This is a genomic window from uncultured Arthrobacter sp. (assembly GCF_902805515.1).
Taxonomy (GTDB): Bacteria; Actinomycetota; Actinomycetes; order Actinomycetales; family Micrococcaceae; genus Arthrobacter_D.
In genome coordinates this window covers 1-24,829 of sequence record NZ_CADCTE010000174.1, presented here as the reverse complement: position 1 = coordinate 24,829, position 24,829 = coordinate 1, and the positions used below count along the sequence as shown (strand labels likewise).

The following is a 24,829-nucleotide window of genomic DNA, read 5'->3' as shown; positions in this document are numbered from 1 at the left end:
CTGTTCCCACCCCACTCAGGTAGACTAACTAGTAAGTAAACAAGTTGCCAGTTCGACGGATCTGGAAGGATGGCCCCATGCCCGACGACGCTCCACGCCCGCCCCGCGGGACGGCCCGCGCCTCGATCCTGGCCTCCGCTGCCCGCCTCTTCTACACCGAGGGCATCCGATCGGTCAGCGCCGACAGGATCCTTGCCGACACGGGAACCACGAAGGTCACGTTCTACCGCCATTTCCCCTCCAAGGAAGACCTCGTGGTGGCCTATCTCGACCTCCAGTCCGCGCAGGTGCGCACGGAGTTCGAGCGGATCCGGGCAGCGGCTCCGGGACCCGGCGCCGCGCTGCGGGACATCGCCTCCGCGGTGGGAGGACAGGCCTGCCGTCCGGGGTTCAGGGGCTGTGCCTTCATCAATGCCGCCGCCGAGTACCCGGAGGCCGGCCACCCCGTCCGCCTGGCGGTCGAGCGCCACCGCTCATGGCTCCGCGGCCTCGCCGTCGAGCTCCTCGGCGAGCTGGGCCTTGAGGATCCCGGTCCCGCGGCGGACCAGCTGATGATGCTCCGGGACGGAGCGATGGTGCACGGCTACGTCGCCGACGGCGCCGGTGTCGCGGACGCGCTGATCCATGCGGGAGCCTCGATCGTCGCCTCCTACCCGGGCGGCCGCCCCCGGGTGTGAGTTCCGGGGTGGGGGTTCCGGGGTGTGGGCTCCGGGGTGTGAGTTTGCCCTCAAACGTTGGCGTGCAGACCGAGGGCGGGGGGACAATCGTCAGCGTGTCCACTTCACTTGCCGCCGCACCCGCCCCGTCCTCAAGCCCACGGATGGCGCGCCGGGCTGCCGGCGCCTCCTTTGTCGGAACAGCGCTGGAGTCCTACGACTTCTATGTTTTCGGCACCGCTGCGGCCCTGATCTTCAATGAAGTGTTCTTCACCCAGCAGGACCCGCTGGCGGGCACCCTGTCGGCATTCCTCGTCTTCGCCATGGGCTTCGTCGCCCGCCCCCTCGGCGCCATTCTCTTCGGGCACCTCGGGGACCGGATCGGCCGCAAGAAGACCCTGATCTGGACCATCACCCTCATGGGCCTGGCGACCGGCAGCGTGGGCCTGCTGCCCGACTTCAACACCATCGGGGTGTGGGCGCCGATCATCCTGACGGTCCTGCGCCTGCTGCAGGGACTGTCCCTCGGCGGCGAATGGGGCGGTTCGATCCTCATCGCGACCGAGCACGCCGAGCCGCGCAAGCGCGCGCTCTATGCCTCGATCCCCCAGCTGGGCTCCCCCGTGGGAACCATGCTGATCTCGCTCATCTTCCTGATCCTTGCCGTCGCCGCACCGGACGTCATGGCCTCCTGGGGCTGGCGCATCCCGTTCCTGCTCGCCTTCCCGTTCCTCGCGGTCGCCATCTACCTGCGCCTCGCCATCGACGAGACCCCCGTCTTCAAGGAGGCGGCGGGCTCCAATTCGCTGGCCCGCATCCCCTTCCTCGAGATGATCCGCTCGCAGCGCACCGCGATCGTCGTGGCCGCGGCCTCGGCGGTCCTGGGCATCGGCTCCTACTTCCTCATGGTGTCCTACACCCAGGCCTACGGCACCGAACGACTGGGCCTCAGCGAGGCGACGGTCCTCAACGCCGCCCTGATCGGTTCACTCCTGCAGCTGGTGACCATCCCGGCGTTCGGCTACCTCGCCATGCGGATCGGCTCGGCGAAGGTCGTCGCCGGCGGCGCCCTGGGCACCGCCCTGATCTCCTTCCCGCTCTACTGGGTTATCAGCGTCGCCACCGAGCCCGTGTACATCGCGGCGATCCTGCTCGGGGGCATCCTGCCGACGGCCACCTGGGCGGCCCTGGGCGGGCTGATGGCTGACATCTTCGACCCCCGCACCGGCTTCACCGCCCTGTCCTTCGCCTACAGCCTCGCCGCGATCATCGCCGGCTTCGTCCCGTCGATCACGCAGGCCTTCGGCAGGACCACGGACGGCGCCTGGTGGCACCCCGGCATCGTGCTGGTGGTGCTGAGCCTGGTGACGCTGGTCGGCGCGATCTTCGCGGTCCGGCTCCGCGCCCGCCAGCAGGCCGCCGCCTCCGCGCTGTAGGCGGCGGGCTGGGGCATAGTTAAGGCATGAATCCGGCCCGCACCTCAAGCATCCTCCTGCTCAACGGCCCCAACCTGAACCTGCTGGGGACCCGGGAGCCGGCGATTTACGGCACCTCCACCCTCGGGGACGTCGAGGAGACGGCCCGGGCCGCCGCCGCTGCACGGGGCTTCACGCTGCGGGCCTTCCAGTCCAATTCCGAAGGCGCCCTGATCGACGCCATCCACGGTGCGGCGGGCACCGCCGGCGGGATCGTCATCAACGCCGCCGCCTACACCCACACCTCGATCGCCATCGCCGACGCGCTGGCCGCCGTGGGCCTGCCCGTGGTGGAGGTCCACCTGAGCAACGTGCACCGGCGCGAGGCCTTCCGGCACACCTCCTACATCTCCGCGGTCGCCGACGCCGTGATCGTGGGGGCGGGAATCGAGGGATACCGGTTCGCGGTGGAGCACCTCGCGGCGCGGCTGGGCGCCCCGGCCGGGGCGAGTCCACAAAGTTAGCACCGGTCCGGAACGTCGCCTTACGCGAAAAGCGCACCGGTAGGGCACCATAGTTTCATGACGGATATCACTCCCGCCGGTACGGCGGCCAGCGACGCGCCCCTGCTCGAAGTCCGGGACCTCGCGATCAGCTTCCGCACCACCCACGGAGAGGTCCGCGCCGTCGAAAACGCGAGCTTCACGCTTCGACGCGGAAGCACGCTGGCGATCGTTGGGGAATCGGGTTCCGGCAAGTCCACGACGGCCATGGCCTGCATCGGCCTGCTGCCGGGCAACGGCAAGGTCACCGCCGGAAGCATCCTCTTCGAAGGCCAGGAGCTCGTCGGCCTGGCCGAGTCCAAGATGCGCTCCATCCGCGGCCGGGCGATCGGCCTGGTGCCGCAGGACCCGATGTCGAACCTCAACCCCGTCACCAAGATCGGCACCCAGGTCGCCGAGACGCTGCTGGTCCACGGCATGGCCACCAAGGCCAACGTCAAGCAGAAGGTCATCGAGGTCCTCTCCGCCGCCGGCCTGCCCGACGCCGGCGAACGCGCCAAGCAGTACCCGCACGAATTCTCCGGCGGCATGCGCCAGCGTGCCCTGATCGCCATCGGCCTCGCCTGCCAGCCGCGGCTGCTGATCGCCGACGAGCCGACCAGTGCCCTCGATGTCACGGTGCAGCGCACCATCCTCGACCAGATCGACACCATGACCGACCAGCTCGGCACCTCGGTGCTGCTGATCACCCACGACCTCGGGCTGGCAGCCGAGCGCGCCTCCGACCTCGTGGTGATGCACCGCGGCCGGGTCGTCGAGACCGGCCCGGCCCAGCAGCTGCTCAACGACCCCCAGCACCCCTACACCCAGTCGCTGGTGCGCGCCGCCCCGTCCGTCGCCGCCGTCCGCCTGCGCCCGGGCGCCTACAACGACGACCCCGCCAAGCGGGCGAAGCTCGCCGAGGCCGTCTTCGCCGAGCACGAGAGCGGCAAGGCGGCTCCCCCGGCGAACATTGTGGAGATCCGTGACCTCACCAAGGTCTACAAGCGCCGCGGCAGCTCCGAGGACTTCTACGCGGCCAAGAACGTCACCCTCGACGTGCCGCGGGGCCAGACGGTCGCCATCGTGGGCGAGTCCGGTTCCGGCAAGACCACGACGGCCCGGATGCTCCTGAAGCTCATCGAGCCCACCTCCGGAACCATGACCTTCGACGGCATGGACGTCGCCACCCTCGACAAGGCCCAGCTCAACGACTTCCGCCAGCGGGTCCAGCCGATCTTCCAGGACCCCTATTCCTCGCTGAACCCGATGTTCACCATCGAACGCATCGTCGAGGAGCCCCTCAACGCCTACAAGCGCGGCTCCAAGAAGGAGCGGACCGCCCGGGTGCGGGAACTGATGGACCAGGTGGCCCTGCCCCAGAACGCGCTGCGCCGCTACCCCTCGGAGCTGTCCGGCGGGCAGCGCCAGCGCGTGGCCATCGCCCGCGCGCTGGCCCTGAAGCCCGAACTGCTGGTCTGCGACGAGCCCGTGTCTGCGCTCGACGTGCTCGTCCAGGCGCAGATCCTCAAACTCCTGGGCGACCTGCAGGCCGAACTGGGCCTGAGCTACCTGTTCATCTCCCACGACCTCGCCGTGGTGCGCCTGATCTCCGACTACGTGTGCGTCATGAAGGACGGCGAACTCGTTGAGGCAGCGACCTCCGAAGAGGTCTTCCAGAACGCCCGCCACCCCTACACGCGCCGGCTGCTCGCCTCCATTCCGGGCAACGAACTGCAGATCGAGGGCGGCATCGCCTCCTGAGTCCGGGGCGGCAGCGCTCCCGGCGTCCCCGTGCGGCACGGAGGCCGGGATGTCCACCCCGAAAGGTGTGACCGCGGATAGAAAGTTGAAGCGGTCCGGCGGTGCCGGCGTCGGTATTCTGGGGGCATGAGCGCCGTAACCGGAATCACTGCAACCCTGAACGGCCGCTTCGCCCGGGAACTGGCGGAGCTGGCCATCCCCTGGCGGGCCGAGGAGGCACCGGAGCCGAGGCTGCTGGTGCTCAACGAACCGCTCGCCCTCACCCTGGGCCTCGACCCGGAGGCGCTGCGGACACCCGAGGGGGTCTCGTTCCTGACCGGCACCTCGCTGCCCGCCGGAGCCACTCCCGTCGCCCAGGCCTATGCCGGCCACCAGTTCGGCGGCTACAGCCCCCGCCTCGGTGACGGGCGGGCACTGCTGCTGGGCGAGCTCACCGGCCCCGACGGCCGCCTGCGCGATCTCCACCTCAAGGGGTCCGGGCGCACGCCGTTCGCCCGCGGCGGGGACGGCCTGGCGGCGGTGGGCCCGATGCTGCGCGAGTACGTCGTCAGCGAGGCCATGGACGCTCTGGGCATCCCGACCACCCGCTCACTGGCCGTGGTGGCCACCGGCCGGCCGGTGCGCCGCGAAACCGTGCTGCCTGGAGCGGTACTCGCCCGGGTCGCGGACAGCCACCTGCGGGTGGGCAGCTTCCAGTACGCCGCGGCCGGCGGGGACCCTGCCCTGCTGCGCCGCCTCGCCGACCACGCCATCGCCCGGCACCACCCGCAGGCCGCGCAGGCAGAATCGCCCTACCTCGCCCTGTTCGAGGCGGTGGTCTCCGCCCAGGCCTCCCTGGTGGCCCGGTGGATGCTCGCCGGCTTCATCCACGGGGTGATGAACACCGACAATATGACCATCTCGGGCGAGACCATCGACTACGGGCCCTGCGCCTTCCTCGACGCCTTCGACCCGGCCACCGTGTACAGCTCGATCGACTCCGGCGGGCGCTATGCCTACGGCAACCAGCCGCTGGTCGCCGAGTGGAACCTCGCCCGGCTCGCGGAGGCCCTGCTGCCCCTGATCCATGAGGACCAGGAGCGGGCCGTCGAGGCCGCGGTCGCCTCCCTCGAGGCCTTCCGCACCCAGTACAGTGCCGCCTGGCTGGCCGGGATGAAGGCCAAGCTCGGCCTTGCCGGCCCGGTGCCCGATGGCGAGGCCGCCCAGCTGGCGGACGACCTCCTGGCCCTGCTGCAGGCCGGTCGGGCCGACTACACCTCGTTCTTCCGGGACCTGGGCTCCGCCGCCCGGGGGCACGCCGGGCCGGCCCGGAACCGGACCGCGGATCCTGCGGCGTTCGACGCCTGGGCCCAGCGGTGGCTCGCCCTGGGCCCGGACGCGGCGGCGATGGACCGGGCCAACCCTGCCTACATTCCCCGCAACCACCTCGTAGAGGAGGCCCTGGCTGCGGCCACGAACGACGACCTGGGCCCGCTGGCGGGCCTCCTCGAGGCCGTGACGGCGCCCTACGACGAGCGGCCCGGCCTTGAACGCTATGCCGTCGGCGCCCCGGAGGACTTCGGTCCGTACCGGACCTTCTGCGGCACTTAACGCCGACGCCCCGCCGCTGGGTCAGCGGCGGGGCGGATTCGACGAGGTGGATTCGACGAGGTGGCTTCGACGAGGTGGCGGGAGCGGGCTCCCGCCGGACTACTTCTGCCGGGTCTTGGGATCCAGGGCCTCCCGCAGGGACTCCCCCAGCAGGGTGAAGCCGAGGGCGGTGATGGCGATGCAGGCGCCGGGCAGGAACGCCAGCTGCGGCGCGATGCTCAGCTCGGCCTGGGCGTAGGTGAGCATCCGGCCCCACTCGGCGGCCTGCGGCAGTCCGCCGCCAAGGCCGAGGAAGGACAGGGCGGCGGCGTCGATCACCGCGGTGGCCAGGGTGAGCGTTGCCTGCACGATCACCGGACCCATGCTGTTGGGCAGCAGGTGGCTCATGGTGATCGTGCCCCGGCTCAGTCCGAGGGTCTGCGCGGCCAGGATGTAGTCGGATCCGCGCTGGGAGAGCATTGAGGAACGGAGCAGCCGCGCGAAGATCGGGATCTGCGAGACGCCGATGGCGATCATGATCGCGTACGGGCTCTGGCCGAGGATGGCGGCGATGCTGACCGCGAGCAGCAGGTTTGGCACCGACAGCAGGATGTCGACGAAGCGCATGATGACGTTGTCCACCCAGCCGCCGAAGCCGCCGGCGAGGACGCCGAGGAGCATTCCGCCGGCCAGGCCCAGGGCGGTGGACACCACACCGATCAGCAGGGACGCCTGGGCGCCCCAGATCAGCTTGCTCAGCAGGTCCCCGCCGAAGCGGTCGAGCCCGAGCGGGTAGCCGCCGATCTCTCCGGGCCCGGGGATGGTGGTCGGGGTGATTTCGGTGCGGCCGGGCAGCTCGTTGCCGCCGTAGGGGGCCAGGATCGGCGCGAGGAGCGCCACGAGCAGGAACAGGCCGATGATGACGGCGCCGGCGATGGCCTGCGGGTTGCGCCGCAGGCGCAGGAACGCGTCCTTCCAGAGGCCGGTTCCACCTCCGGTCTCGATCGCCGGGTCTGTCGGGGCTGCTGATCCGCCGACGGCGGGGGGCAAGATTGCACTCACTGCACACGCACTCTCGGGTCGATGATGCTGTAGGAAATGTCAACGAGGAGGTTGATGATCGCGTAGAGGATGGCGATGAAGATGATGAACCCCTGGAGGACCGGGTAGTCGAGGCCGAAAATGGCATCGCGCAGGAACCGGCCGATGCCGTTGAACGCGAACACCGTCTCGGTGAGCACGGCGCCGGAGATGAGCAGGCCGAGCTGCAGCCCGATCGTCGTCACCACCGGAAGCATCGCGTTGCGGAGGATGAACCGGCCGCGGATGGTGCGCTCCAGCAGGCCCTTGGCCCGGGCGGTGCGCACGTAGTCGGCGTTCTGCGTCTCAAGCACCGACGCCCGGGTGATGCGCACGATGATGGCCAGCGGGATGGTGCCCAGGGCCAGCCCGGGCAGGATCAGGTGAAGGAAGGCGTCCCAGGCGGCGTCCCACTCCCCCGTGAGGAGCCCGTCCAGGACGTAGAAATCGGTGAAGTGGGTCGCGTTGATGCGAGGGTTCTGCCGGCCGTCGGGCGGCAGGATGGACCACTGGATCGCGAACAGGTACTTGAAGATGAACGCGAGGAAGAACACCGGCACGGTGATGCCAATCAGGCTCAGCACCACGGAGCTGTGGTCCACGAAGCGCCCGTAGTGGCGGGCCGCGGCATAGCCCAGCGGAACGCCGATGCCGATGGCGAAGATCAGGGCGACGATGGTGAGCTCGACGGTCGCCGGGAAGCGGGTCGCAAACTCCTCGAGGACGGGACGCCCGGTGTTGATCGAGACGCCGAAGTCGCCCTGCAGCAGCTTGCCGATGTAGGTGAAGTACTGGGTGAGGAGCGGGCGGTCGAAACCGTAAAGCTCATTGACCCGGGCGACGGCCTCGGGGGTTGCCTTCTCGCCCAGCAGCGCGGTCGCCGGACCGCCCGGGAGGCTGCGCACCCAGAGGAAGAGCAGAACGGACAGCCCAAACAACGTGGGGATGAGCAGGGCAATTCGCTTGCCTATGACGCGTAACACAGTGTCCTCTCGGGGGAAACCAGGATGTGCTCTCCAACACAGTGGAGCCGGACCTATCGTACGGGTCCGGCTCCACTGGACGTGCTGGTATTACTTGCTGAGCTCGATCTCGCTGAAGACCTCATCGTTGACCGGGCTGGCCGGGTAGGAGGTCACGCGCTCGTTGAACGCCAGCGAAGGTGCCGGGTGGGCCAGCGGGATGGCCGGGATAAACTCGGCGATCTGCTCGTTGATCTCCTCGTACGCCTTCGTCTGCTCTTCGCGGTCGGTCATGCCCCGCGCCTCATCGAGTGCGGCGAACAGCTCCGGGTTGTCGAAGCCGAACTCCGGCTTCTGCTGGCCGAAGAAGACGCCGATGAAGTTGTCGGTGTCGTTGTAGTCGCCGGTCCAGCCGAGCAGGTGCAGCCCGTGGTCCTCGGTGCCCTGGACCTGGTCGAGGTAGTCAGGGGACCAGGCGGCAGGTGACGGGGTGACGGTGATTCCGACGTCGGCAAGCTGCGCCTGGAGGTTGGTGAAGACCTGCTCCGGGGTGGGCATGTACGGACGGGAGACGTTCGTCGGGTAGTTGAACTGGACCTCGAAGCCGTCGGGGTACCCGGCCTCGGCGAGGAGTTCCTTCGCCCTCTCCGGATCGAAGTCGTACGTGGTGACGTCCTCGTTGTAGCCGTCGACGACGTCGGGGATGAACTGGGTCGCGACCTCGGTGCCCTCGGGAAGGGTCTGGGCAACCAGAGCCTCCTTATCGATGGCGTGCGCGATGGCCTCACGGACCAGCGGGTCCGCGAGCTGCTCCACCTTGTGGTTGAAGCCCAGGTACAGGATGGTGAACGGGTCGCGGGCCACCACGTTGTATCCGCCGTCCTTCAGGGACTGGACGTCGGCGGGGGCGACAAGGTCGTACCCGTCGATGGTTCCGGCCTCGAGGGCCTGGCGGCGGGCCTGCGGGTCGTCGATGATGCGGAAGATCGTCTCGGTGATCTGGCCCTTCTCGCCCCAGTAATCCTCGAAGCTCGACAGCTCAAGCTGCTGTCCGACGTCCCAGGACTCGAACTTGAAGGGACCGGTGCCCACCGGGTTGCCGAGGGCGTACTCGCTGAGCTTCGGTGATTCCTCGGAACCGCCGATCTCGTCGGCCTTGAACTCCTCAAGGGCGGTGGGGCTCTGCATGGCGAAGGCCGGCAGGGAGAGCGCCGGGACGAACCCGGCGAACGGCTTGGCCAGGTTGACGGTGACCTCGTTGTCGCCGTTGGCCTCGCAGGATTCGTAGACGGCTTCGTCAGGCTGGTCCTTGAACCCGCGGAAGAGCGAGTTGTAGTAGTACGAGACGGTCTCGGCCTGCTGGAGGCCGGTCCAGTTGTACCAGCGGTCGAAGTTGAAGCAGACGGCCTCGGCGTTGAAGTCCGTCCCGTCGTGGAACTTCACACCCTCCTTCAGCTGAAAGGTCGTCGCCAGTCCGTCCTCGGAGGTCTCCCACGACTCGGCGAGCAGCGGCGCCGGGTCCGCGGTGCCCTTCTCCACGCCGACGAGGCCTTCAAAGATCTGGCGGCTGACGCGGAAGGACTCGCCGTCGCTGGCGAAGGCCGGGTCGAGGGACTTCGGGTCGGAGGACGCAGCGAAGACGAAGGTTGAATTGACGGCCTCGCCCGAACCTTCGGCGCCGGCCCCCTCTTCGCGCTGGCTCTGGACGCAGCCGGTCATGAGCAGCGCGCCGATGGATATTCCCGCAGTCAACGCAGCACGTTTCCTGGTGAGATGGAACCTGCGCACAGAAGTGTCGCGTGTAGACATTTTGAGCTCCTGTTGAACGAGTGTTTCTGGCCGGACAACCCTGTATCCGCCGGACCTGAACGCGCCTGTGCGCACTGGCCGTGTGACGAGCCTAACTTCTAAAACGGCCGGTTTTCGTATTTCCCGTATCCATCCGGTCACGATTTGGTCTCGCGGGAGGTGCGCGGGGCACCCCTGGTCACCTGCCGGCGACGGCGGAGGGCAGCCCCTAGCGCGGGGTGCACTGCCCGGAGGCGACGGCGGCGGCGTAGCCCGGCGCTCGCTCGGCGATCGGCCGCAGCTCGGCCAGTGACAGCGCGTACCCGACGGGCGCCTCGGCCGTTGACTTGGCGAAGACCACCCCGGCCACGCGGCCCTGCAGGTCGAGCAGCGGCCCGCCGGAATTACCCTGCTGCACGTTCGCGGCCAGGCTGTACACCTGGAGCAGCCGCGGGCTGGCGCCATAGATGTTCTGGACCATCACCGGGGACAGGTTCTGCACGCTGGCGGGCTGGATCCGGTAGGGCCCGCCGGCCGGGTAGCCGGCGAAGGCCGCCGTCGTCCCGCGGGACAGCTCATCCCCCAGCGGCAGCGCATCCCGGTCCAGGCCGTCGACGGCGAGCACGGCGATGTCGCGGGCCGGATCGAAGTGCACGACCCGCCCCGGCAGCGCCCCTCCGCCAAGGACCTCGACGACGGGTTCGCCCACCCCCGCCACGACGTGCGCGTTGGTGATGACCCGCCCGGGTGCCACAACGAACCCGGTGCCGGTCTGGTTCTGTCCGCACTTGAAGGCCGTGCCGGCGATCCGCACCACCGACGCCGCGGCTGCGGCGAGTTCGGGGGTGTCCACGGATTCGTCAGGGACCTCTGCGGCCAACGGTGGCGCGACGGTGTCGAGGATGGTGGGGATGCCGTCGTCCACCGCGATGGTGCGCAGCTGCGCCAGCCAGGTGCGCACCGGTGCCGGGGTAGCGCTGTCGATGCCGCGGATGACCTGGGAGGCGGCCAGGTGCTGGGACAGGAACGGGACGCCGAGGGTGCCCACGCTGAAGGCGAGCATCGACATCACCAGCGCCGCCACCACGGTGTTGACCGCACCGCCGAGCAGGCGGTCGACGGTCCGCAGGGGCCGGGCCTTCAGCCACCGCCGGATCGAGGACCCGAGGCCGGCGCCGAGCGCCTGGCCGACAACGACGAGGATCAGGGCCGTGGCGATGACGGCGGGAAGCCGCCAGCCGTTGTCGGGCAGCGCCGCGCTGACCAGCGGGATGGCGAAGAAGGCGGCCACGGCGCCGGCGATGAATCCGACGATGCCGCCAAGGGTCACGAAGAGTCCGTTGCGCAGCCCCACGGCGAGGTACCCGAGCAGCACGAGGCCCAGTACGACGTCGAGAATCGTGAAGTCGGGCATGTCCGTTCTCCCAGTGTGCTTCGTCCGGAAGCCGCGCACCTCCATCACTGACTCCCGATTCTATCGGCCGGGAGCCGTCCGGCGGCAGCGCACCGGTTGCGCGGACCGCTTAAACCCCGCGGAATGGCGTGTATCGGCTGTCCCATCATGGCCGGGTACGGCAAGATGGGACGGTAGAGGCCACGCGGGACAGCCGCACCACCCCAAGTCAACAGGAGAATTCATGGATATCGAGGTACTGCGCCGGGCGCCGCTCTTCGCTTCGCTCGGAGACGACGTCTTCGCCGCCCTCACTGATGAGTTGACCGAAGTTGACCTCTCGCGTGGATCGTCGGTCTTCCGTGAGGGAGACCAGGGCGACCAGCTGTACTTCATCGTCTCCGGCAAGATCAAGCTCGGACGCACCGCCCAGGACGGCAGGGAGAACCTGCTGGCCATCCTCGGCCCTGGTGAACTCTTCGGCGAGATGGCCCTGTTCGACCCCAGCCCGCGCACGGCAACGGCGACGGCGGTGTCGGAGACCCGGCTGGCCGGGCTGAAGAACGAGAACCTGCGGGTGCTGCTCGAAACCCGCCCCGAGGTGTCGGCCCAGCTGCTCCAGGCGCTCGCCCGCCGGCTGCGTCGCACCAACGAGTCCCTCGCGGACCTGGTGTTCTCCGATGTCCCCGGCCGCGTCGCGAAGGCGCTCCTGGATCTGGCCGACCGTTTCGGCAGGCCCGCCACCGACGGCGTCCTGGTGGCCCATGAACTCACCCAGGAGGAACTGGCCCAGCTGGTCGGCGCTTCACGTGAAACGGTCAACAAGGCTCTCGCCGAGTTCGTCCAGCGCGGCTGGCTCCGCCTTGAGGCACGCGCCGTCGTCATTCTCGACATTCAGCGGCTTCGCCAGCGCAGCCGCTGACCCGGTCCGGCCGGGCCCCGGGTAGTCCAGGCGGGCGGAGTCCGGCCGCGCTGTTCCCGCATAGCAGCGCCGCACTTTCATCGGCGCGCTGCCACCGCTGAGCCGCGGTCCCGCGCCCCTTTTTAACGGCCGCGCTGGGCCGAGCCGCCCTCGGTCAGCACCGGGCAGGCGACCTCAAGCATCAGGTCGCCGTCGTGCTCGGCCAGGTGCGGGTAGTAGAGCTTGATCTTCCGCTTGTGGGAAAGATAGGCGATGCAGCCGCGCGATGAGCCGAGCTTTTCGAGGATCAGCTCCACCGCTGGCACCGTGATCTCGCTCAGGGTGCGCCCCACGGTGTTGGGCTGGCCCACCTCGTCACCGAGTTCGGTGGTGTTCCGGCGGTCGATCTCCTGAGCCGCGCACTTCCAGCCTCCCCAGATGCCCTTGCTCTCAAGGAGCGTGGGCGACTGGTTCACCGGCTGGGCCACGGCGAAGTAGTGGGTGTCGAAGCGGCGGTGCGCGAAGTCGGGGGTCAGCCAGTGCGCCAGCGGCTTGATCAGGTCGGACCGGACGGCCAGCCCGCGCCGGCTGAGGACCTCGGCAAAGGAACAGTCCTGGTGGGCGAGGGACTCACGCGCCTTCATCCATTCCCGCCCGCGGGTGCTCTCCACCATGGTGGTGGGGTCGGGCCCGGCCAGCAGCACACCGGTCTCCTCGAAGAGTTCGCGCACGGCGGCCAGCACGTGGCGCCGCGCCAGGTTGGAGTCGTCGGTCCCCAGCGCCTTCGCCCAGGCGGACGGGCTGGGTCCGCACCAGTCGACCGGGTCGTCGTCGAACTCCTCGATCAGGCCGCCCGGGAACCCGACGATACCCAGCGGCGATTCGCTGCGGCGGCAGGTGAGGTAGGTCTCCGCGCCCGTCGGGCTGTCGCGGATCAGGACGACCGAGGAGGCCGGGCGGGCCTTCAGGGGGGTGCGGGCACCATATTCCACCCAGCCCCGGGCGGCGCTGCGCTCCTCGGGATGGAGGGGGAACCTGCGGTTGCTTAGTCGGTCCACGGGACTAGACGAACTCCACGATCATTTCGACCTCGACCGGTGCATCAAGGGGCAGCACGGCGACGCCGACGGCGGAACGGGCATGGACTCCGGCATCTCCGAAGACCTCGCCCAGCAGGTTCGAGGCCCCGTTGATGACGGCCGGCTGACCGGTGAAGGACGGGTCGGACGCGACGAAGCCGACGACCTTGACGATCCTTGTCACCCGGTCCAGGTCACCGATCCGCTCCTTGACCGCAGCCAGGGCATTCACGGCGCAGGTGGCGGCGAGGGACTGGGCGGTGTCGGCGTCAACGGCGGCCCCGACCTTGCCGGTGGCCGGAAGCTTCCCGTCAACGAAGGGAAGCTGCCCGGAGGTGTAGACGAAGGTGCCCGAGATGACAGCGGGCACGTAGCTGGCGACCGGCGCGGCGACGGCCGGCAGGGTGATGCCCAGCTCGGCAAGGCGCGCCTCGACCGCGGAGGGGGCGGTTTCAGCGCCGCTCACGACTGGCCCTTTTCGCGCTTAAGGTAGGCCACGAGGCCGTTCCCGTCGGGTCCGGGAACCACCTGGACGAGCTCCCAGCCGTCCTCACCCCACTGATCAAGGATCTGCTTGGTGGCGTGGATGATCAGCGGAATCGTGGAGTACTCCCATTTGGTCATGCGTCAAAGCCTAGCGCGTGCTTGTAAACTGCAATACATGGCTCCTCGGACCTCCCCTCTCTTTGACACGGCAACCACCCTTGGGAAAATCGTTGCATTCCTCGGAATCAGCGGACTCAGCGGTGTGCTCGCCGCCGGACTGCTCGTGCCCGTCGCCGCCGCGGCGGGCGCCGGGGCGTCGGCCTCCATCCAGTTCTTCGAGGAGCTCCCGGCGGCGCTTGAGCGCGACGCGCTCGCCCAGCCGACAAAGATCCTCGCGACCGACGGGTCGCTGATCGCGACCCTGTACGAGGAGAACCGGCAGCCGATTACGCTCGACCAGGTCTCCCCCAATATGACCAATGCCCTGCTGGCCATCGAGGACAACCGCTTCTACGAGCACGGCGGCGTCGACCTGCAGGGCATCCTCGGCGCGGTCGCCAACAACATCAGCAGCGACACCACCCGCGGCGCCTCGACCCTCACCCAGCAGTTCGTCACCAACGTGCTGATTGACACCGCCCGCCAGAACGGCGGGGAAGCGGTCTTCAGCGGGAGCAAGACCATCGGGGACAAGCTGCGCGAGGCGAAGCTCGCCATCGCCGTCGAGAAGGAACTCTCCAAGGACGAGATCCTTGAGGGGTACCTCAACATCGTGCCGTTCACCGGTACCACCTACGGCGTGCAGGCGGCCTCCAAGTACTTCTTCAATGTCGACGCCAAAGACCTCAACATCGAGCAGAGCGCCCTGCTTGCCGGCGTCGTCAACGGCACCACCTACTACAGCCCCGAGCTGAACCCGGAGCGGTCGCTGGAGCGGCGCAACCTCGTGATCGGCGCCATGCTCAAGACCGGCAAGATCACCCAGAAAGAGCACGACTCCGCCGTCGCGAAGGACCTCGGCCTGAAGATCACCCCGACGCTCAACGGCTGCGCCGGTGCCGCCCAGGCACCCTACTTCTGCGACTACGTCACCCACCTGATCCTCAACGACCCGGCCTACGGCGAAACCCCGGAGGACCGCAAGAAGGTGCTCTACCGCTCCGGCCTGACCATTAAGACCACCCTTGATCCCCGGGTGCAGAAGGCCGCGCAGACCGCCGTCAACGAGACAGCGAACCCCGAAACCACCGACGGCGCCGTGGGCCACTCCCTCGTGAGCGTCGATCCGAAGACCGGCAACATCGTCTCGATGGCGCAGAACACCCGGTACCGGCCGGGCGAGGCGGCCGGCGATTCGGTCCTGAACTTCAACGTGGACCTGTACGAGGACGGGAATCCCGAGAAGAGCCTCGGCGGTATCGGCGGGTTCCAGCCGGGCTCAACGTACAAGCCCTTCACCGTCGCGGCCTGGGTGGACGCCAGAAAGTCCCTTAACACGGTCCTGGACGGCAGCAAGAAGCGCTACCCGGAGAACGACCGGTGGACGGCGAGCTGCCTCCAGGGCGGTGCCTACCGGGTGCAGAGCGAGGATGGCCTCAGCGGGTACTTCCCGCAGAACTACGGCGACACCAACTACGGTCCCGCCACCGTGCTCCGCGGTCTGGCCCAGTCGCTGAACACCATCACCATGGCCTCGGCCAAGCAGCTCGACCTCTGCCGCATCCAGGACATCGCCTTCGACATGGGCGTCCACAACGGCAAGAGCAAGGACGGCGAGCCCGGGCGCCTCACCGTCGCACCCTCGGCCCTCATCGGCGGCGTCGAGGACGTCTCCCCGCTGTCGATGGTCACCGCCTTCGCCGGCTTCGGCGCCGAGGGCAATGTCTGCGATCCCCGCGCCCTGACCGAGGTCACGGCCGCTGACGGCACCAGCTACCCGGTTCCGGCCTCCTCCTGCAAGCAGGTCATCCCGAAGGAAACCGCACGCGGGGTGAACTACGCGACCCAGGAGGTCATGAAGACCGGCTCCGGTTCACTGCTTGAGTACGGCGGCATCCCGATGGCCGGCAAGACCGGCACCAACGACCAGCGCTCGCAGACCTGGTTCATGGGCTACAACTCCGGCCTGGCCACGGCAAGCTGGATCGGCAACTGGAAGGAAGGGAACACCTCCCTCAGCGGCCTGCAGATCGGCGGGCGCGTGTACCCGGAGATCGACGGTTCCCTGATCGCCGGTCCCTCCTGGGCGCGCTTCATGCAGCAGATCCCGGGCCTGTACGTCGGTGAGCGGTTCCAGGACCCGCCGGCCAACATCATCAACGGCCGCCAGAGCGTACCGTCCTTCGGCAACGGGCAGAACGGCAACGGCCAGAACGGCCCCGGTGGGCTTCCCGGCGTCCCCGGTGGCATACTCGGTGGACCGGCCGGACCGGGCGACAACAACGGCGGCGGCAACGGCAACGGCAACAACGGCGGCGGCGAAGGGGACGACTGAACGTGGAGTCATCGAGGACGAACGGCGTAGGGACAGCGCTCGCATGGAGCACCGGGCTCACGGCACTCGCCGGGGCCGCGACCCTGGGCTACGCCTCGGTGATCGAAAGGACCCTCTTCTCGCTGCGTGAGGAGACGGTCCGCATTCTCCCGCCCGGAGCCCGGCCCCTGCGGGTGCTCCAGCTCTCCGACATCCACATGGCGCCCCACCAGAAGTCAAAGCGCGACTGGCTGCAGGGCCTGGCCCGGCTCGAACCGGATCTCGTCGTCAACACCGGGGACAACCTGAGCCACCGCAAGGCCGTGGGCCCCCTGGTCGAGGCCCTCGGCCCGCTGCTGCGCTTTCCCGGCGTCTTCGTGCCCGGTTCGAACGACTACTACGAGCCGGTGATGAAGAACCCCCTCCGGTATTTCTCCGGCCCCTCCTCCGCCGGCACGCGCGAACCCCGCGAGCTGCCCTGGGCCCAGATGTTCAGTGCCTTCGGCACCGCCGGCTGGATCGACCTCACCAACCGGAGCCAGTCCATCGGCATGCGCGGCCTCCGCCTCGACTTCACCGGAGTCGACGACCCGCACCTCGACCGCGACAGGTACGCCGGCTACCCCGCAGGGAGCAGCACCTCCGCCGAGGCCCCGCACGTGCGCATCGCCGTCACCCACGCCCCCTACCAGCGGGTGCTCGACTACTTCACCGACGGCGGCGCCGAGCTGATCCTCGCGGGCCACACCCACGGCGGCCAGGTCTGCGTTCCCGGCTACGGGGCGCTGGTGACGAACTGCGACCTTCCGACCTGGCGTGCCCGCGGGCTCACCGAGTGGGAGCACCGCGGGCGGCGGGTGCCGCTGAACGTCTCGGCCGGCATCGGCACCTCCCGGTTCGCCCCGGTTCGCCTGGCCTGCCGGCCCGAGGCCGTCCTGCTCACCCTGACCGCCCGGGATGCGGCGTAGGAGAAGTTTTCCGCCGCTGTTCGTTCAACGGGGAGCCAGGCCCGCCGGCCTCCGGGCCCCGCTCCGGCCCGCGCCGGATCCAGGACCGACATCGAGCACCGAAGAGGTGGAATGAAACCGGCACCGACGCTGCGCGAGTCGATGAAGCGCCTGTACCCGCACGTGCGTCCCATCGCCCCGCGGCTGCTGCTGGGCCTGCTGTGCGCCCTGGCCGCGAGCGTCATGGCGCTGGCGATCCCACAGGTGCTCCGCGTCCTTGTCAACGACTCGCTCACGCGCGGCGGCTCCGCCTCGGGGGTCTGGCTCGCCGCCGGCCTGGTGCTCCTGCTCGGCGTCCTTGAGGCGGCGCTGATCGCCCTGCGGCGGCAGTTCGTCATCGGTCCGGCCACCTCGGTGGAGACCGGCATGCGGACCTCCTTCTACCGGCACCTCCAGGAACTCCCGGTGGAGTTCCACGACCGATGGGGAAGCGGCCAGCTGCTCTCCCGCGCCATGTCGGACCTGAACCTGATGCGCCGCTGGATGGCGTTCGGCCTCATCATGCTGGTGGTGACCTCACTGACCGTGGGGATCGGCGTCGTGGTGATGTTCCTGACCAACTGGATCCTCGCCCTGATCTTCCTCGCCGCCGCGGTGCCGATCATGATCTACGGGTTCCGCTTCCGCACCTCCTACAGCCGCGTCTCGCGCAGGAGCCAGGACCAGGCCGGCGACCTTGCCACCGCCGTCGAGGAATCGGTTCACGGCATCCGCGTGCTCAAGGCCTTTGGGCGCAGCGGCGAGGCACTCGATGCGTTCAATGAGCAGGCGGAGCAGCTGCGCCGCACCGAGATCGTCAAGGCGAAATCGCTCGCCAACTTCTCCCTCGTGGTCACCCTGCTCCCGGAGCTGGCGCTGGGAGCCTCCCTCGTCGTCGGCGTGCTGCTGGCCTCCTCGGGGCAGGTGAGCATCGGGGCGCTCGTCGCGTTCTTCGCCACCGCCGCCGTCGTGGCCGGCCCGGTGGAGTTCATCGGACCGCTGCTGGCCATGACCTTCACCGCCAAGACCGCCATCGACCGCCACTACGAGGTCATGGAGACCCGGAACCCCATCACCTCCCCCGCCGCACCGGCGCGGCCGGCCGAGCCGCGCGGGGAGCTGGCCTTCGAGGACGTCCACTTCCGCTACCCCGACGCCCAGGACGCCGCCGGGGACATCCTCAACGGCGTGGACCTGCGGCTGCGGGCCGGTGAAACCCTCGCCCTGGTGGGCGTGACCGGCAGCGGCAAGACCACCCTGGTGCAGCTCGTGCCGCGCCTCTACGACGTGACCGGAGGGCGCATCACCCTCGACGGCACCGACCTGCGGGACTTCGACCTGGCCGACCTGCGCACCCTGGTGGCGGTCGCCTTCGAGGACACGACCCTGTTCTCGAGCTCGGTGCGCGACAACGTCCTGATGGGCGCCCGGACCGAAAGCGACGCCGATGCGGAGGCCTTGCTGGCCGAGGCGCTTGAGGTGGCCCAGGCGCAGTTCGTCTACTCCCTCCCCCTCGGGGTCGACACCCTCATCGGCGAGGAGGGACTGAGCCTGTCCGGCGGCCAGCGCCAGCGCCTGGCCCTGGCCCGGGCCATCGCGGCCCAGCCACGCGTGCTGGTGCTCGACGATCCGCTCTCCGCCCTCGACGTGCGCACCGAGGAGCTCGTTGAGGAGCGGCTCCGGGAGGTGCTGCGCGGCACGACGACGCTCGTGGTCGCCCACCGGCCCTCGACCGTCGCCCTGGCCGACCGGGTGGCGCTGCTTCAGGACGGGCGGATCACCGATGTCGGCACGCACATCGAACTGCTCGCCCGCAACGACCACTACCGCTATGTCATTGCGAGCCTGACGGAGGAACCGGTGGATCTCGACAGCGGGTACGACGACGAAGAGGCACTGGCATGACGAAGTCTGCACAGCGGCCGCGACGGCGGCCGGGGCGGAAGTCCAGCCCGGAAGCGATGGTGGGCGCCGCACCCGCGGGCGTCAGCAATGAGGACGAGGTCCTGCTCGACCGGGCGCAGAACCGGTCGGTGCGGGCACGCTCCTTCCGCCTGCTCGGGGCCCTGATCCGGCCCAACCGGCGGCAGTTTGTCCTCACCATCGCCCTCGTCGTCATCTCCCAGGCGGCCCGGGTGGCCGGGCCGGCGATCATCGCGTTCGGCATCGACAGCGCCCTGCCGGCCCTGATCGCCGGGAACCCGGTGCAGCTGGTGGCGGCCGGGGGCGCCTACCTCCTCGCCGCCGTCCTGGGTGCCGTCCTCACCGCCGGGTACGTGCGGGCGACGGCGCGGCTGAGCCAGGCGATGCTGCTCGACCTGCGCCTGTGGGTGTTCCGGCACACCCAGCGGCTGAGCCTTGAGTTCCACGAGAAGTACACCTCGGGCCGGATCATCTCCCGCCAGACCTCGGACCTCGAGGCGCTGCGCGAACTCCTCGATTCGGGCGTCAGCTCCCTGGCCTCCGGCGTGATGTTCATGCTCTTCACCGCCGTGACCATCTTCGCCCTCGACTGGCGGACGGGCCTGCTGATCCTCGCGGCGGGGGTTCCGATGTTCCTGTTGGCCCGCTGGTACCAGAAGCACTCGCAGATCGCCTTCCGGTCCTCCCGGGTGGTCTCCGCGAAACTCATCGTCCACTTCATCGAGACGATGACCGGGATCCGCGCGGTGAAGGCGTTCCGCCGGGAACCGGCCAACGCCACCCGGTACGACGAGCTGGCCGAGGACTACCGCCAGGCGACCATCCGCTCGATCAACCTCAACGGCGTCTTCCAGCCGGGGCTGGTGCTCATCGGCAACCTGACCGTGGCCGTCGTCCTTGCGGCCGGCGGCTTCCGGGTCCTCGAGGGCTCCCTTGAGGTGGGCGCGCTGCTGGCCCTGCTGCTCTACAGCAAGCGGTTCTTCCAGCCGGTGGACCAGATGGCCCTCTTCTACAACTCCTTCCAGTCCGCCTCGGCGGCGCTGGAGAAGGTCTCGGGGCTGCTCGAGGAGGTTCCAACGGTCCGCCCGCCCCGGAACCCGGTGGCCCTGCCGCAGGCCCGCGGCGCCGTCGAATTCCGGGATGTCGAGTTCCGCTACGCCGACGGCCCGCGCGTCATCCCGCCCCTGAACCTGGCCATCCCGGCCGGCCAGACCGTCGCGCTGGTCGGCCAGACCGGCGCCGGCAAGTCCACGCTCGCCAAACTGATCGCCCGCTTCTACGACGTCTCCGCCGGGAGCATCACCCTCGACGGGGTGGACCTGCGCGAGGTGGACGCGCAGGACCTGCGGCGCTCGGTGGTCATGGTAACCCAGGAGGCCTTTCTGTTCAGCGGCTCCGTCGCCGAGAATATCGCCCTCGGCCGGCCCGATGCGTCCCGGGAGGAGATCGAGGCGGCCGCGCGGGCCGTCGGCGCCGACGGGTTCATCCGTGAACTGCCTGAGGGCTACGACACCGACGTGAACAAGCGCGGGGGCCGGGTGTCCTCGGGGCAGCGGCAGCTGATCAGCTTCGCCCGGGCCTTCCTGGCCGACCCCGCGGTGCTGATCCTCGACGAGGCAACCTCGTCCCTCGACATTCCCAGCGAGCGGCTCGTTCAGGAGGGCCTGCAGCGGCTGCTGGGGCAGCGCACGGCCCTGATCATCGCCCACCGGCTCTCCACCGTGGCGATCGCCGACCGGGTGCTGGTGGTGCACGACGGCGAGGTGGTTGAGGACGGAAAACCGGCGGACCTGATCGGTGGAACCGGCCGGTTCGCGGCCCTGCACGCGGCCTGGAAGGACTCGCTCGTCTAGGGACGCCGGCCGCGCCGGGCCGGGGTTTCGCCTCCCGGGCCTTCACGGGGTATTCTTGGAAAGTTGCTTTTGCCGCAGGTCCTGCGGCGGGAACAATGCATCGGGGTGTGGCGCAGCTTGGTAGCGCGCGTCGTTCGGGACGACGAGGCCGCAGGTTCAAATCCTGTCACCCCGACCAAAGAAGTCAACTCAGGCACGACAGCAGGGGCGTCTCCGCAGGGCGGAGGCGTCCTTTTCTGTTTCCCGGGCCCTTCGGCCGGCCTGAAGCAGTTGGCGTGAAGCAGCGAGGACGAAGCCGGCGGGAGGCGCGTGTTGGACGCGGGATCACGCGGCCGATGCGGTTGGATTAAGAGCAAGCGAAACCCCGAGCGCCGGAAGAGGCACCCGAATAATGCACAACGCGGCGCAGGTCGTCTCCCGGTTCGGCCCCACCCTCGACCGGGTGGCCGGGCTCATCGACGCCGCGGCCCAGAAGGCCGTGGTGCACTTCCTCAGCGAGTACCAGCCCGAGGAATTCGTCCGCCGCGAGATCTACCGTCACGCCACCCGCGACCGGGTCTGGAACCTGCTGCTGGGAAACCCCGTCTTCGTCGATACCGACATCACCGCGGTGCCCAGCAACAAGGGCGGCTACCTTTCGGCCGAGGGCATCGGCAGGATCTCCATCCTGACCCGCCCACCGGGCGTCACCCTCCTTCCGGGCACCGACCCGGAACAGGGCGCACTCTTCGACCTCCCCGATGCCGGCGACGGCCTCCTGCCCTCCCGGGAGCTGTGGAGCGTCCAGGCCCTGCAGACGGCGATCTACTGGGACCCCACCGCCACCGGGTCCCTGCGCCGGGCGACCCTCAGCGTGGGATACGACCTGGCGAAGATCCACGCCGTGGTGCTCTCCGAAGTCCTCCTGAACCCCCGCGGATCCGGCGCACCCGGCCCGCGCTCCCCGGGCCTGGTCGAGGTTCCCCTCGAGGGCTTCGACGAGCTCTTCGCGTCCGGCGGCGCAACGGACTGAGCGGGGCCGTCAGTCGGGTCGACGCCGGACGCCGGCGTGGGTGCGGCTCCCGCTACTGCTCGACCTCGGAGAACAGGCCCATGAAGGTGCCTCCCATTTCGCCCAGCTTCTGGAAGAACTGCCCGGCCTGCGGCACGCTGACGGCCTGCGAGGCCGCGTCATAGCTCTCGAAATAGAAATCGAGGGTGCGGTAGGCGGGCGTCGGCGTCCCGTCTTCCTTCGGCCACACCTTGGCCGACTCGAGGCGGAGCTGGCCGGGCAGTGACTTGGCGATCGTCAGGAGCTCCGGGAATTCGCGCTCAAAAGCCTCAGGATCGGTCGGGTTGTTGATGATGACGGTGATCTTCGTCTGCATTCGGAACTCCTCCTCGGAACGGGCTGCTCAGGGGTCCGGCCGGCTGCGGCCGCCATCCAACGTCGGAACCAGGGCCGGCTGCGAAATTGTGAGGTGAGTCTAACGCCGGGCCCGCGGCGCTCCACGGGATCGGTCGAAAGTGTCTGCTTCATGACGCACCGCGGAGCCCGCGTCGGGGCAGCAGGTGGCCGGGGGGACCCTCAGGCGAAGGCGCGGCCGGTCAGGCGCTCGTAGGCCTCGATGTAGCGCCCGCGGGTCCGCTCCACGACGTCGGCGGGGAGGGCCGGCGGCGCCGACACCCGGTCCCAGCCGGAGGCGTCCGAGGTGAGCCAGTCGCGCACGAACTGTTTGTCGAAGGAGGGCTGCGCGCGGCCCGGGGAGTACTGCGAGGCGTCCCAGAACCGGGAGGAATCGGGGGTCAGCACCTCATCGCCCAGGGTGATCCGCCCCGCGACCGGGTCGAGGCCGAATTCCACCTTCGTATCGGCGAGGAGAATCCCGCGCTCCCGGGCGATCACCTCGGCCCGGGAGTAGATGTCCAGGGTCAGCGAGCGCAGCTGCGCAGCGGCATCGTCGCCCACGGTCATGACGACGGCGTCATAGGTGATGTTCTCGTCGTGCTCGCCCACCTCGGCCTTGGCCGAGGGTGTGAACAGCGGCGGGTCGAGCCGGGAGCCGTCCTGCAGCCCGGCCGGCAGCGGCAGGGAGCACACCGTGCCCGAGGCGCGGTATTCGGCCAGCCCGCTTCCGGTCAGGTAGCCGCGGGCGATGCACTCGATCGGATACATCTCGAGCCGCCGGCAGATCATGGCGCGGCCCGCGACGGCCGCCGGGACTCCGCCGGCCTCGTCCGCGGCCAGCACGTGGTTGGGGACCCCGGTGAGGCGTTCGAACCACCACAGGCTCAGCTCGGTGAGGACCCTGCCCTTGTCGGGGATCTCCGTGGCGAGCACATGGTCGAAGGCGCTGATGCGGTCACTGGCCACGACGAGGACCCGGTCCGGATCGCCGTCCACCGGCTCATACAGGTCGCGCACCTTCCCCGAGTACACGTGCCTCCAGCCGGGCAGGTCCGGGTGCGGGGGCGCGAAGGAGCTCATCGTCCCGCCACCGGCGCGGCGGCCGCCGCTACGTGGATCTCGCCGCGGGCGGCCTTTAGGGCGATGTCGGTGCGGAACTGCCCGCCCTCGAGGTCAATCTCGGCCAGGGCGTCGTAGGCCGTGGCCCGGGCACCGGCGAGGTCGCCGCCCAGCCCCACGACGGCGAGCACGCGGCCGCCGGAGCTGACCACCTTCCCGTCCTTCTCGGCCGTCCCGGCGTGCAGCACCTGCACGTCCTCATGCTGCGCGGCCCGCTTCAGCCCGCGGATGCGGCCGCCGGTCCGGGGCGCTTCGGGGTAGTTCTCCGCGGCGAGCACCACGGCCACCGCGGTCCGGGGGGACCACTGGAGGCCGCTGAGGCGGTCCAGGCCGCCCCTGGCCGCCGCCAGCAGCACCCCGCCGAGGGGGGTCCGCAGGCGGGCCAGCACGGCCTGGGTCTCGGGGTCGCCGAAGCGTGCGTTGAATTCGATGACCCGCATTCCGCGCGAGGTCAGGGCCAGCCCGCAGTACAGCACGCCCACGAAGGGGGTGCCCCGGTTGGCCATCTCGTCGATGACCGGCTGGGCCACGCGCGTCACCACCTCGTCGACGAGGCCGGGCGGCGCCCAGGTCAGGGGCGAGTAGGCGCCCATGCCGCCGGTGTTGGGGCCCACGTCGCCGTCGTGGATGCGCTTGAAGTCCTGGGCCGGGGCGAGCGGGACCACGCTGCATCCGTCGGAGAGCACGAAGAGGGAGACCTCGGGGCCATCGAGGAACTCCTCGATGACCACGCTTCCGCCGGCGTCGAAGCAGCTCTGGGCGTGGGCGAGCGCCTCGGCGCGGTCGCCGGTCACCACAACGCCCTTGCCCGCGGCCAGTCCGTCGTCCTTGACCACGTAGGGGGCGCCGAAGGTATCGAGTGCCTCCTCGGCCGCGGCGGTGGTCGAGGCAACCCGCGCCATCGCCGTCGGAACGCCGGCCGCGGCCATGACCTGCTTGGCGAAGGCCTTCGAGGCCTCCAGCTGCGCGGCCGCGCGGGAGGGCCCGAAGACGGGGATTCCGGCCTCGGTGAGCGCGTCGGCTACGCCGGCGGCCAGGGGCGCCTCGGGGCCGATGACCACCAGGTCCGAGCCGAGCCGCTGCGCCAGCTGCGTCACCTCCGCCGGATCACTGGCGTTGATGCTGTGGGTGGGGACGTCCGCGGCGATGCCGGCGTTGCCGGGGGCCGCGTGGACCTCGCGGACGAACGGATCGTTAAGCAGTGCACGGACGATGGCGTGTTCGCGGCCACCGGGGCCAATCACAAGAACCTTCACAGTAGATCAGCGTACTGGCTGCGCCGCACCGGACGAAGCCCGCACCCCCTGTTACTCCGCGGACGGCCGCAGCCGGCCGGCCGCCCACCCATACGCAGGGCCTCCACCTCCGAATAGCGGGTATGGATACTCGAAGGAAAAGCGGACGCGTCACGACACTGCTGGCAGCACTGGCCGGGATCGTCGCCGCGGTTCCC

General features: G+C 69.5%; 21 protein-coding genes and 1 tRNA gene. 12 read left to right on the top strand and 10 right to left on the bottom strand.

Annotated elements, in window-relative coordinates:
- Window positions 1-77 precede the first annotated feature (77 nt).
- From QZX79_RS16180 to QZX79_RS16160, 5 genes are all read left to right on the top strand, one after another.
- The gene (locus tag QZX79_RS16180) at window positions 78-677 is read left to right on the top strand and encodes a TetR/AcrR family transcriptional regulator (protein ID WP_294569860.1); all 600 of its coding nucleotides are present in this window, start codon (window positions 78-80) and stop codon (window positions 675-677) included.
- A gap of 95 nt (window positions 678-772) precedes the next feature.
- Entirely contained in the window at window positions 773-2,092 is a 1,320-nt protein-coding gene (locus QZX79_RS16175; protein ID WP_294569858.1) for an MFS transporter, read from the top strand.
- A gap of 26 nt (window positions 2,093-2,118) precedes the next feature.
- Entirely contained in the window at window positions 2,119-2,595 is a 477-nt protein-coding gene (gene aroQ / locus QZX79_RS16170) for a type II 3-dehydroquinate dehydratase (RefSeq protein ID WP_294569857.1), read from the top strand.
- Window positions 2,596-2,652: 57 nt separating this feature from the next.
- Window positions 2,653-4,377, top strand: a complete 1,725-nt coding sequence (locus QZX79_RS16165; protein WP_294569855.1) for an ABC transporter ATP-binding protein — start codon at window positions 2,653-2,655, stop codon at window positions 4,375-4,377.
- 126 nt (window positions 4,378-4,503) lie between these two features.
- Entirely contained in the window at window positions 4,504-5,967 is a 1,464-nt protein-coding gene (locus QZX79_RS16160) for a YdiU family protein (protein ID WP_294569853.1), read from the top strand.
- 99 nt (window positions 5,968-6,066) lie between these two features.
- Here QZX79_RS16160 and QZX79_RS16155 read toward each other — a convergent pair whose 3' ends face one another.
- From QZX79_RS16155 to QZX79_RS16140, 4 genes are all read right to left on the bottom strand, one after another.
- The gene (locus tag QZX79_RS16155) at window positions 6,067-7,008 is read right to left on the bottom strand and encodes an ABC transporter permease (RefSeq protein WP_120167721.1); all 942 of its coding nucleotides are present in this window, start codon (window positions 7,006-7,008) and stop codon (window positions 6,067-6,069) included.
- On the bottom strand, window positions 7,005-8,009 hold the full coding sequence (locus QZX79_RS16150) for an ABC transporter permease (protein ID WP_294569849.1): 1,005 nt from the start codon (window positions 8,007-8,009) through the stop codon (window positions 7,005-7,007). Before QZX79_RS16150 ends, QZX79_RS16155 begins: the two co-directional genes overlap by 4 nt.
- Before the next feature lie 90 nt (window positions 8,010-8,099).
- Window positions 8,100-9,797, bottom strand: a complete 1,698-nt coding sequence (locus tag QZX79_RS16145) for an ABC transporter substrate-binding protein (RefSeq protein WP_294569847.1) — start codon at window positions 9,795-9,797, stop codon at window positions 8,100-8,102.
- A gap of 208 nt (window positions 9,798-10,005) precedes the next feature.
- Window positions 10,006-11,190: a MarP family serine protease gene (locus QZX79_RS16140; protein ID WP_294569845.1), complete on the bottom strand. Its 1,185-nt coding sequence runs from the start codon at window positions 11,188-11,190 to the stop codon at window positions 10,006-10,008.
- A 223-nt stretch (window positions 11,191-11,413) separates the two neighbouring features.
- On the opposite strand from QZX79_RS16140, the gene QZX79_RS16135 reads away from it, so the two are divergent.
- Window positions 11,414-12,091, top strand: a complete 678-nt coding sequence (locus QZX79_RS16135; RefSeq protein ID WP_120167713.1) for a Crp/Fnr family transcriptional regulator — start codon at window positions 11,414-11,416, stop codon at window positions 12,089-12,091.
- Window positions 12,092-12,213: 122 nt separating this feature from the next.
- Here the strand turns inward: QZX79_RS16135 and QZX79_RS16130 are convergent, their stop codons facing one another.
- Genes QZX79_RS16130 through QZX79_RS16120 form a run of 3 tightly spaced genes read right to left on the bottom strand, consistent with a single transcriptional unit; the run spans window position 12,214 to window position 13,773 of the window.
- Window positions 12,214-13,128, bottom strand: a complete 915-nt coding sequence (locus QZX79_RS16130; protein WP_120167711.1) for an NUDIX hydrolase — start codon at window positions 13,126-13,128, stop codon at window positions 12,214-12,216.
- A 4-nt stretch (window positions 13,129-13,132) separates the two neighbouring features.
- On the bottom strand, window positions 13,133-13,615 hold the full coding sequence (locus QZX79_RS16125) for a RidA family protein (protein ID WP_294569840.1): 483 nt from the start codon (window positions 13,613-13,615) through the stop codon (window positions 13,133-13,135).
- Entirely contained in the window at window positions 13,612-13,773 is a 162-nt protein-coding gene (locus QZX79_RS16120; protein ID WP_120167707.1) for a DUF4177 domain-containing protein, read from the bottom strand. Before QZX79_RS16120 ends, QZX79_RS16125 begins: the two co-directional genes overlap by 4 nt.
- A gap of 37 nt (window positions 13,774-13,810) precedes the next feature.
- Here QZX79_RS16120 and QZX79_RS16115 point away from each other — a divergent pair, with 37 nt between their 5' ends.
- The 6 genes from QZX79_RS16115 (at window position 13,811) to QZX79_RS16090 (ending at window position 21,882) form a co-directional block, all read left to right on the top strand.
- Window positions 13,811-16,129 (top strand): transglycosylase domain-containing protein, encoded by a 2,319-nt coding sequence (locus tag QZX79_RS16115; RefSeq protein ID WP_294569837.1) that lies wholly within the window; start codon window positions 13,811-13,813, stop codon window positions 16,127-16,129.
- A gap of 2 nt (window positions 16,130-16,131) precedes the next feature.
- Entirely contained in the window at window positions 16,132-17,076 is a 945-nt protein-coding gene (locus tag QZX79_RS16110; RefSeq protein ID WP_294569836.1) for a metallophosphoesterase, read from the top strand.
- A gap of 111 nt (window positions 17,077-17,187) precedes the next feature.
- Window positions 17,188-18,999, top strand: a complete 1,812-nt coding sequence (locus QZX79_RS16105) for an ABC transporter ATP-binding protein (protein ID WP_294569835.1) — start codon at window positions 17,188-17,190, stop codon at window positions 18,997-18,999.
- Between the two features lie 56 nt (window positions 19,000-19,055).
- The gene (locus tag QZX79_RS16100) at window positions 19,056-20,870 is read left to right on the top strand and encodes an ABC transporter ATP-binding protein (protein WP_294569862.1); all 1,815 of its coding nucleotides are present in this window, start codon (window positions 19,056-19,058) and stop codon (window positions 20,868-20,870) included.
- A gap of 101 nt (window positions 20,871-20,971) precedes the next feature.
- Window positions 20,972-21,048, top strand: a tRNA-Pro gene (locus QZX79_RS16095).
- Window positions 21,049-21,261: 213 nt separating this feature from the next.
- A complete protein-coding gene (locus QZX79_RS16090) occupies window positions 21,262-21,882 on the top strand; it encodes a hypothetical protein (protein ID WP_294569834.1) in 621 nt (206 codons plus the stop codon).
- A gap of 52 nt (window positions 21,883-21,934) precedes the next feature.
- Here QZX79_RS16090 and QZX79_RS16085 read toward each other — a convergent pair whose 3' ends face one another.
- From QZX79_RS16085 to purD, 3 genes are all read right to left on the bottom strand, one after another.
- Window positions 21,935-22,237, bottom strand: coding sequence for an EthD family reductase (locus tag QZX79_RS16085; protein ID WP_294569833.1), 303 nt, complete (start codon window positions 22,235-22,237; stop codon window positions 21,935-21,937).
- A gap of 200 nt (window positions 22,238-22,437) precedes the next feature.
- A complete protein-coding gene (locus QZX79_RS16080) occupies window positions 22,438-23,337 on the bottom strand; it encodes a phosphoribosylaminoimidazolesuccinocarboxamide synthase (RefSeq protein ID WP_294569832.1) in 900 nt (299 codons plus the stop codon).
- Window positions 23,334-24,632 (bottom strand): phosphoribosylamine--glycine ligase, encoded by a 1,299-nt coding sequence (gene purD, locus QZX79_RS16075; RefSeq protein ID WP_294569831.1) that lies wholly within the window; start codon window positions 24,630-24,632, stop codon window positions 23,334-23,336. Before purD ends, QZX79_RS16080 begins: the two co-directional genes overlap by 4 nt.
- Window positions 24,633-24,829 lie beyond the last annotated feature (197 nt).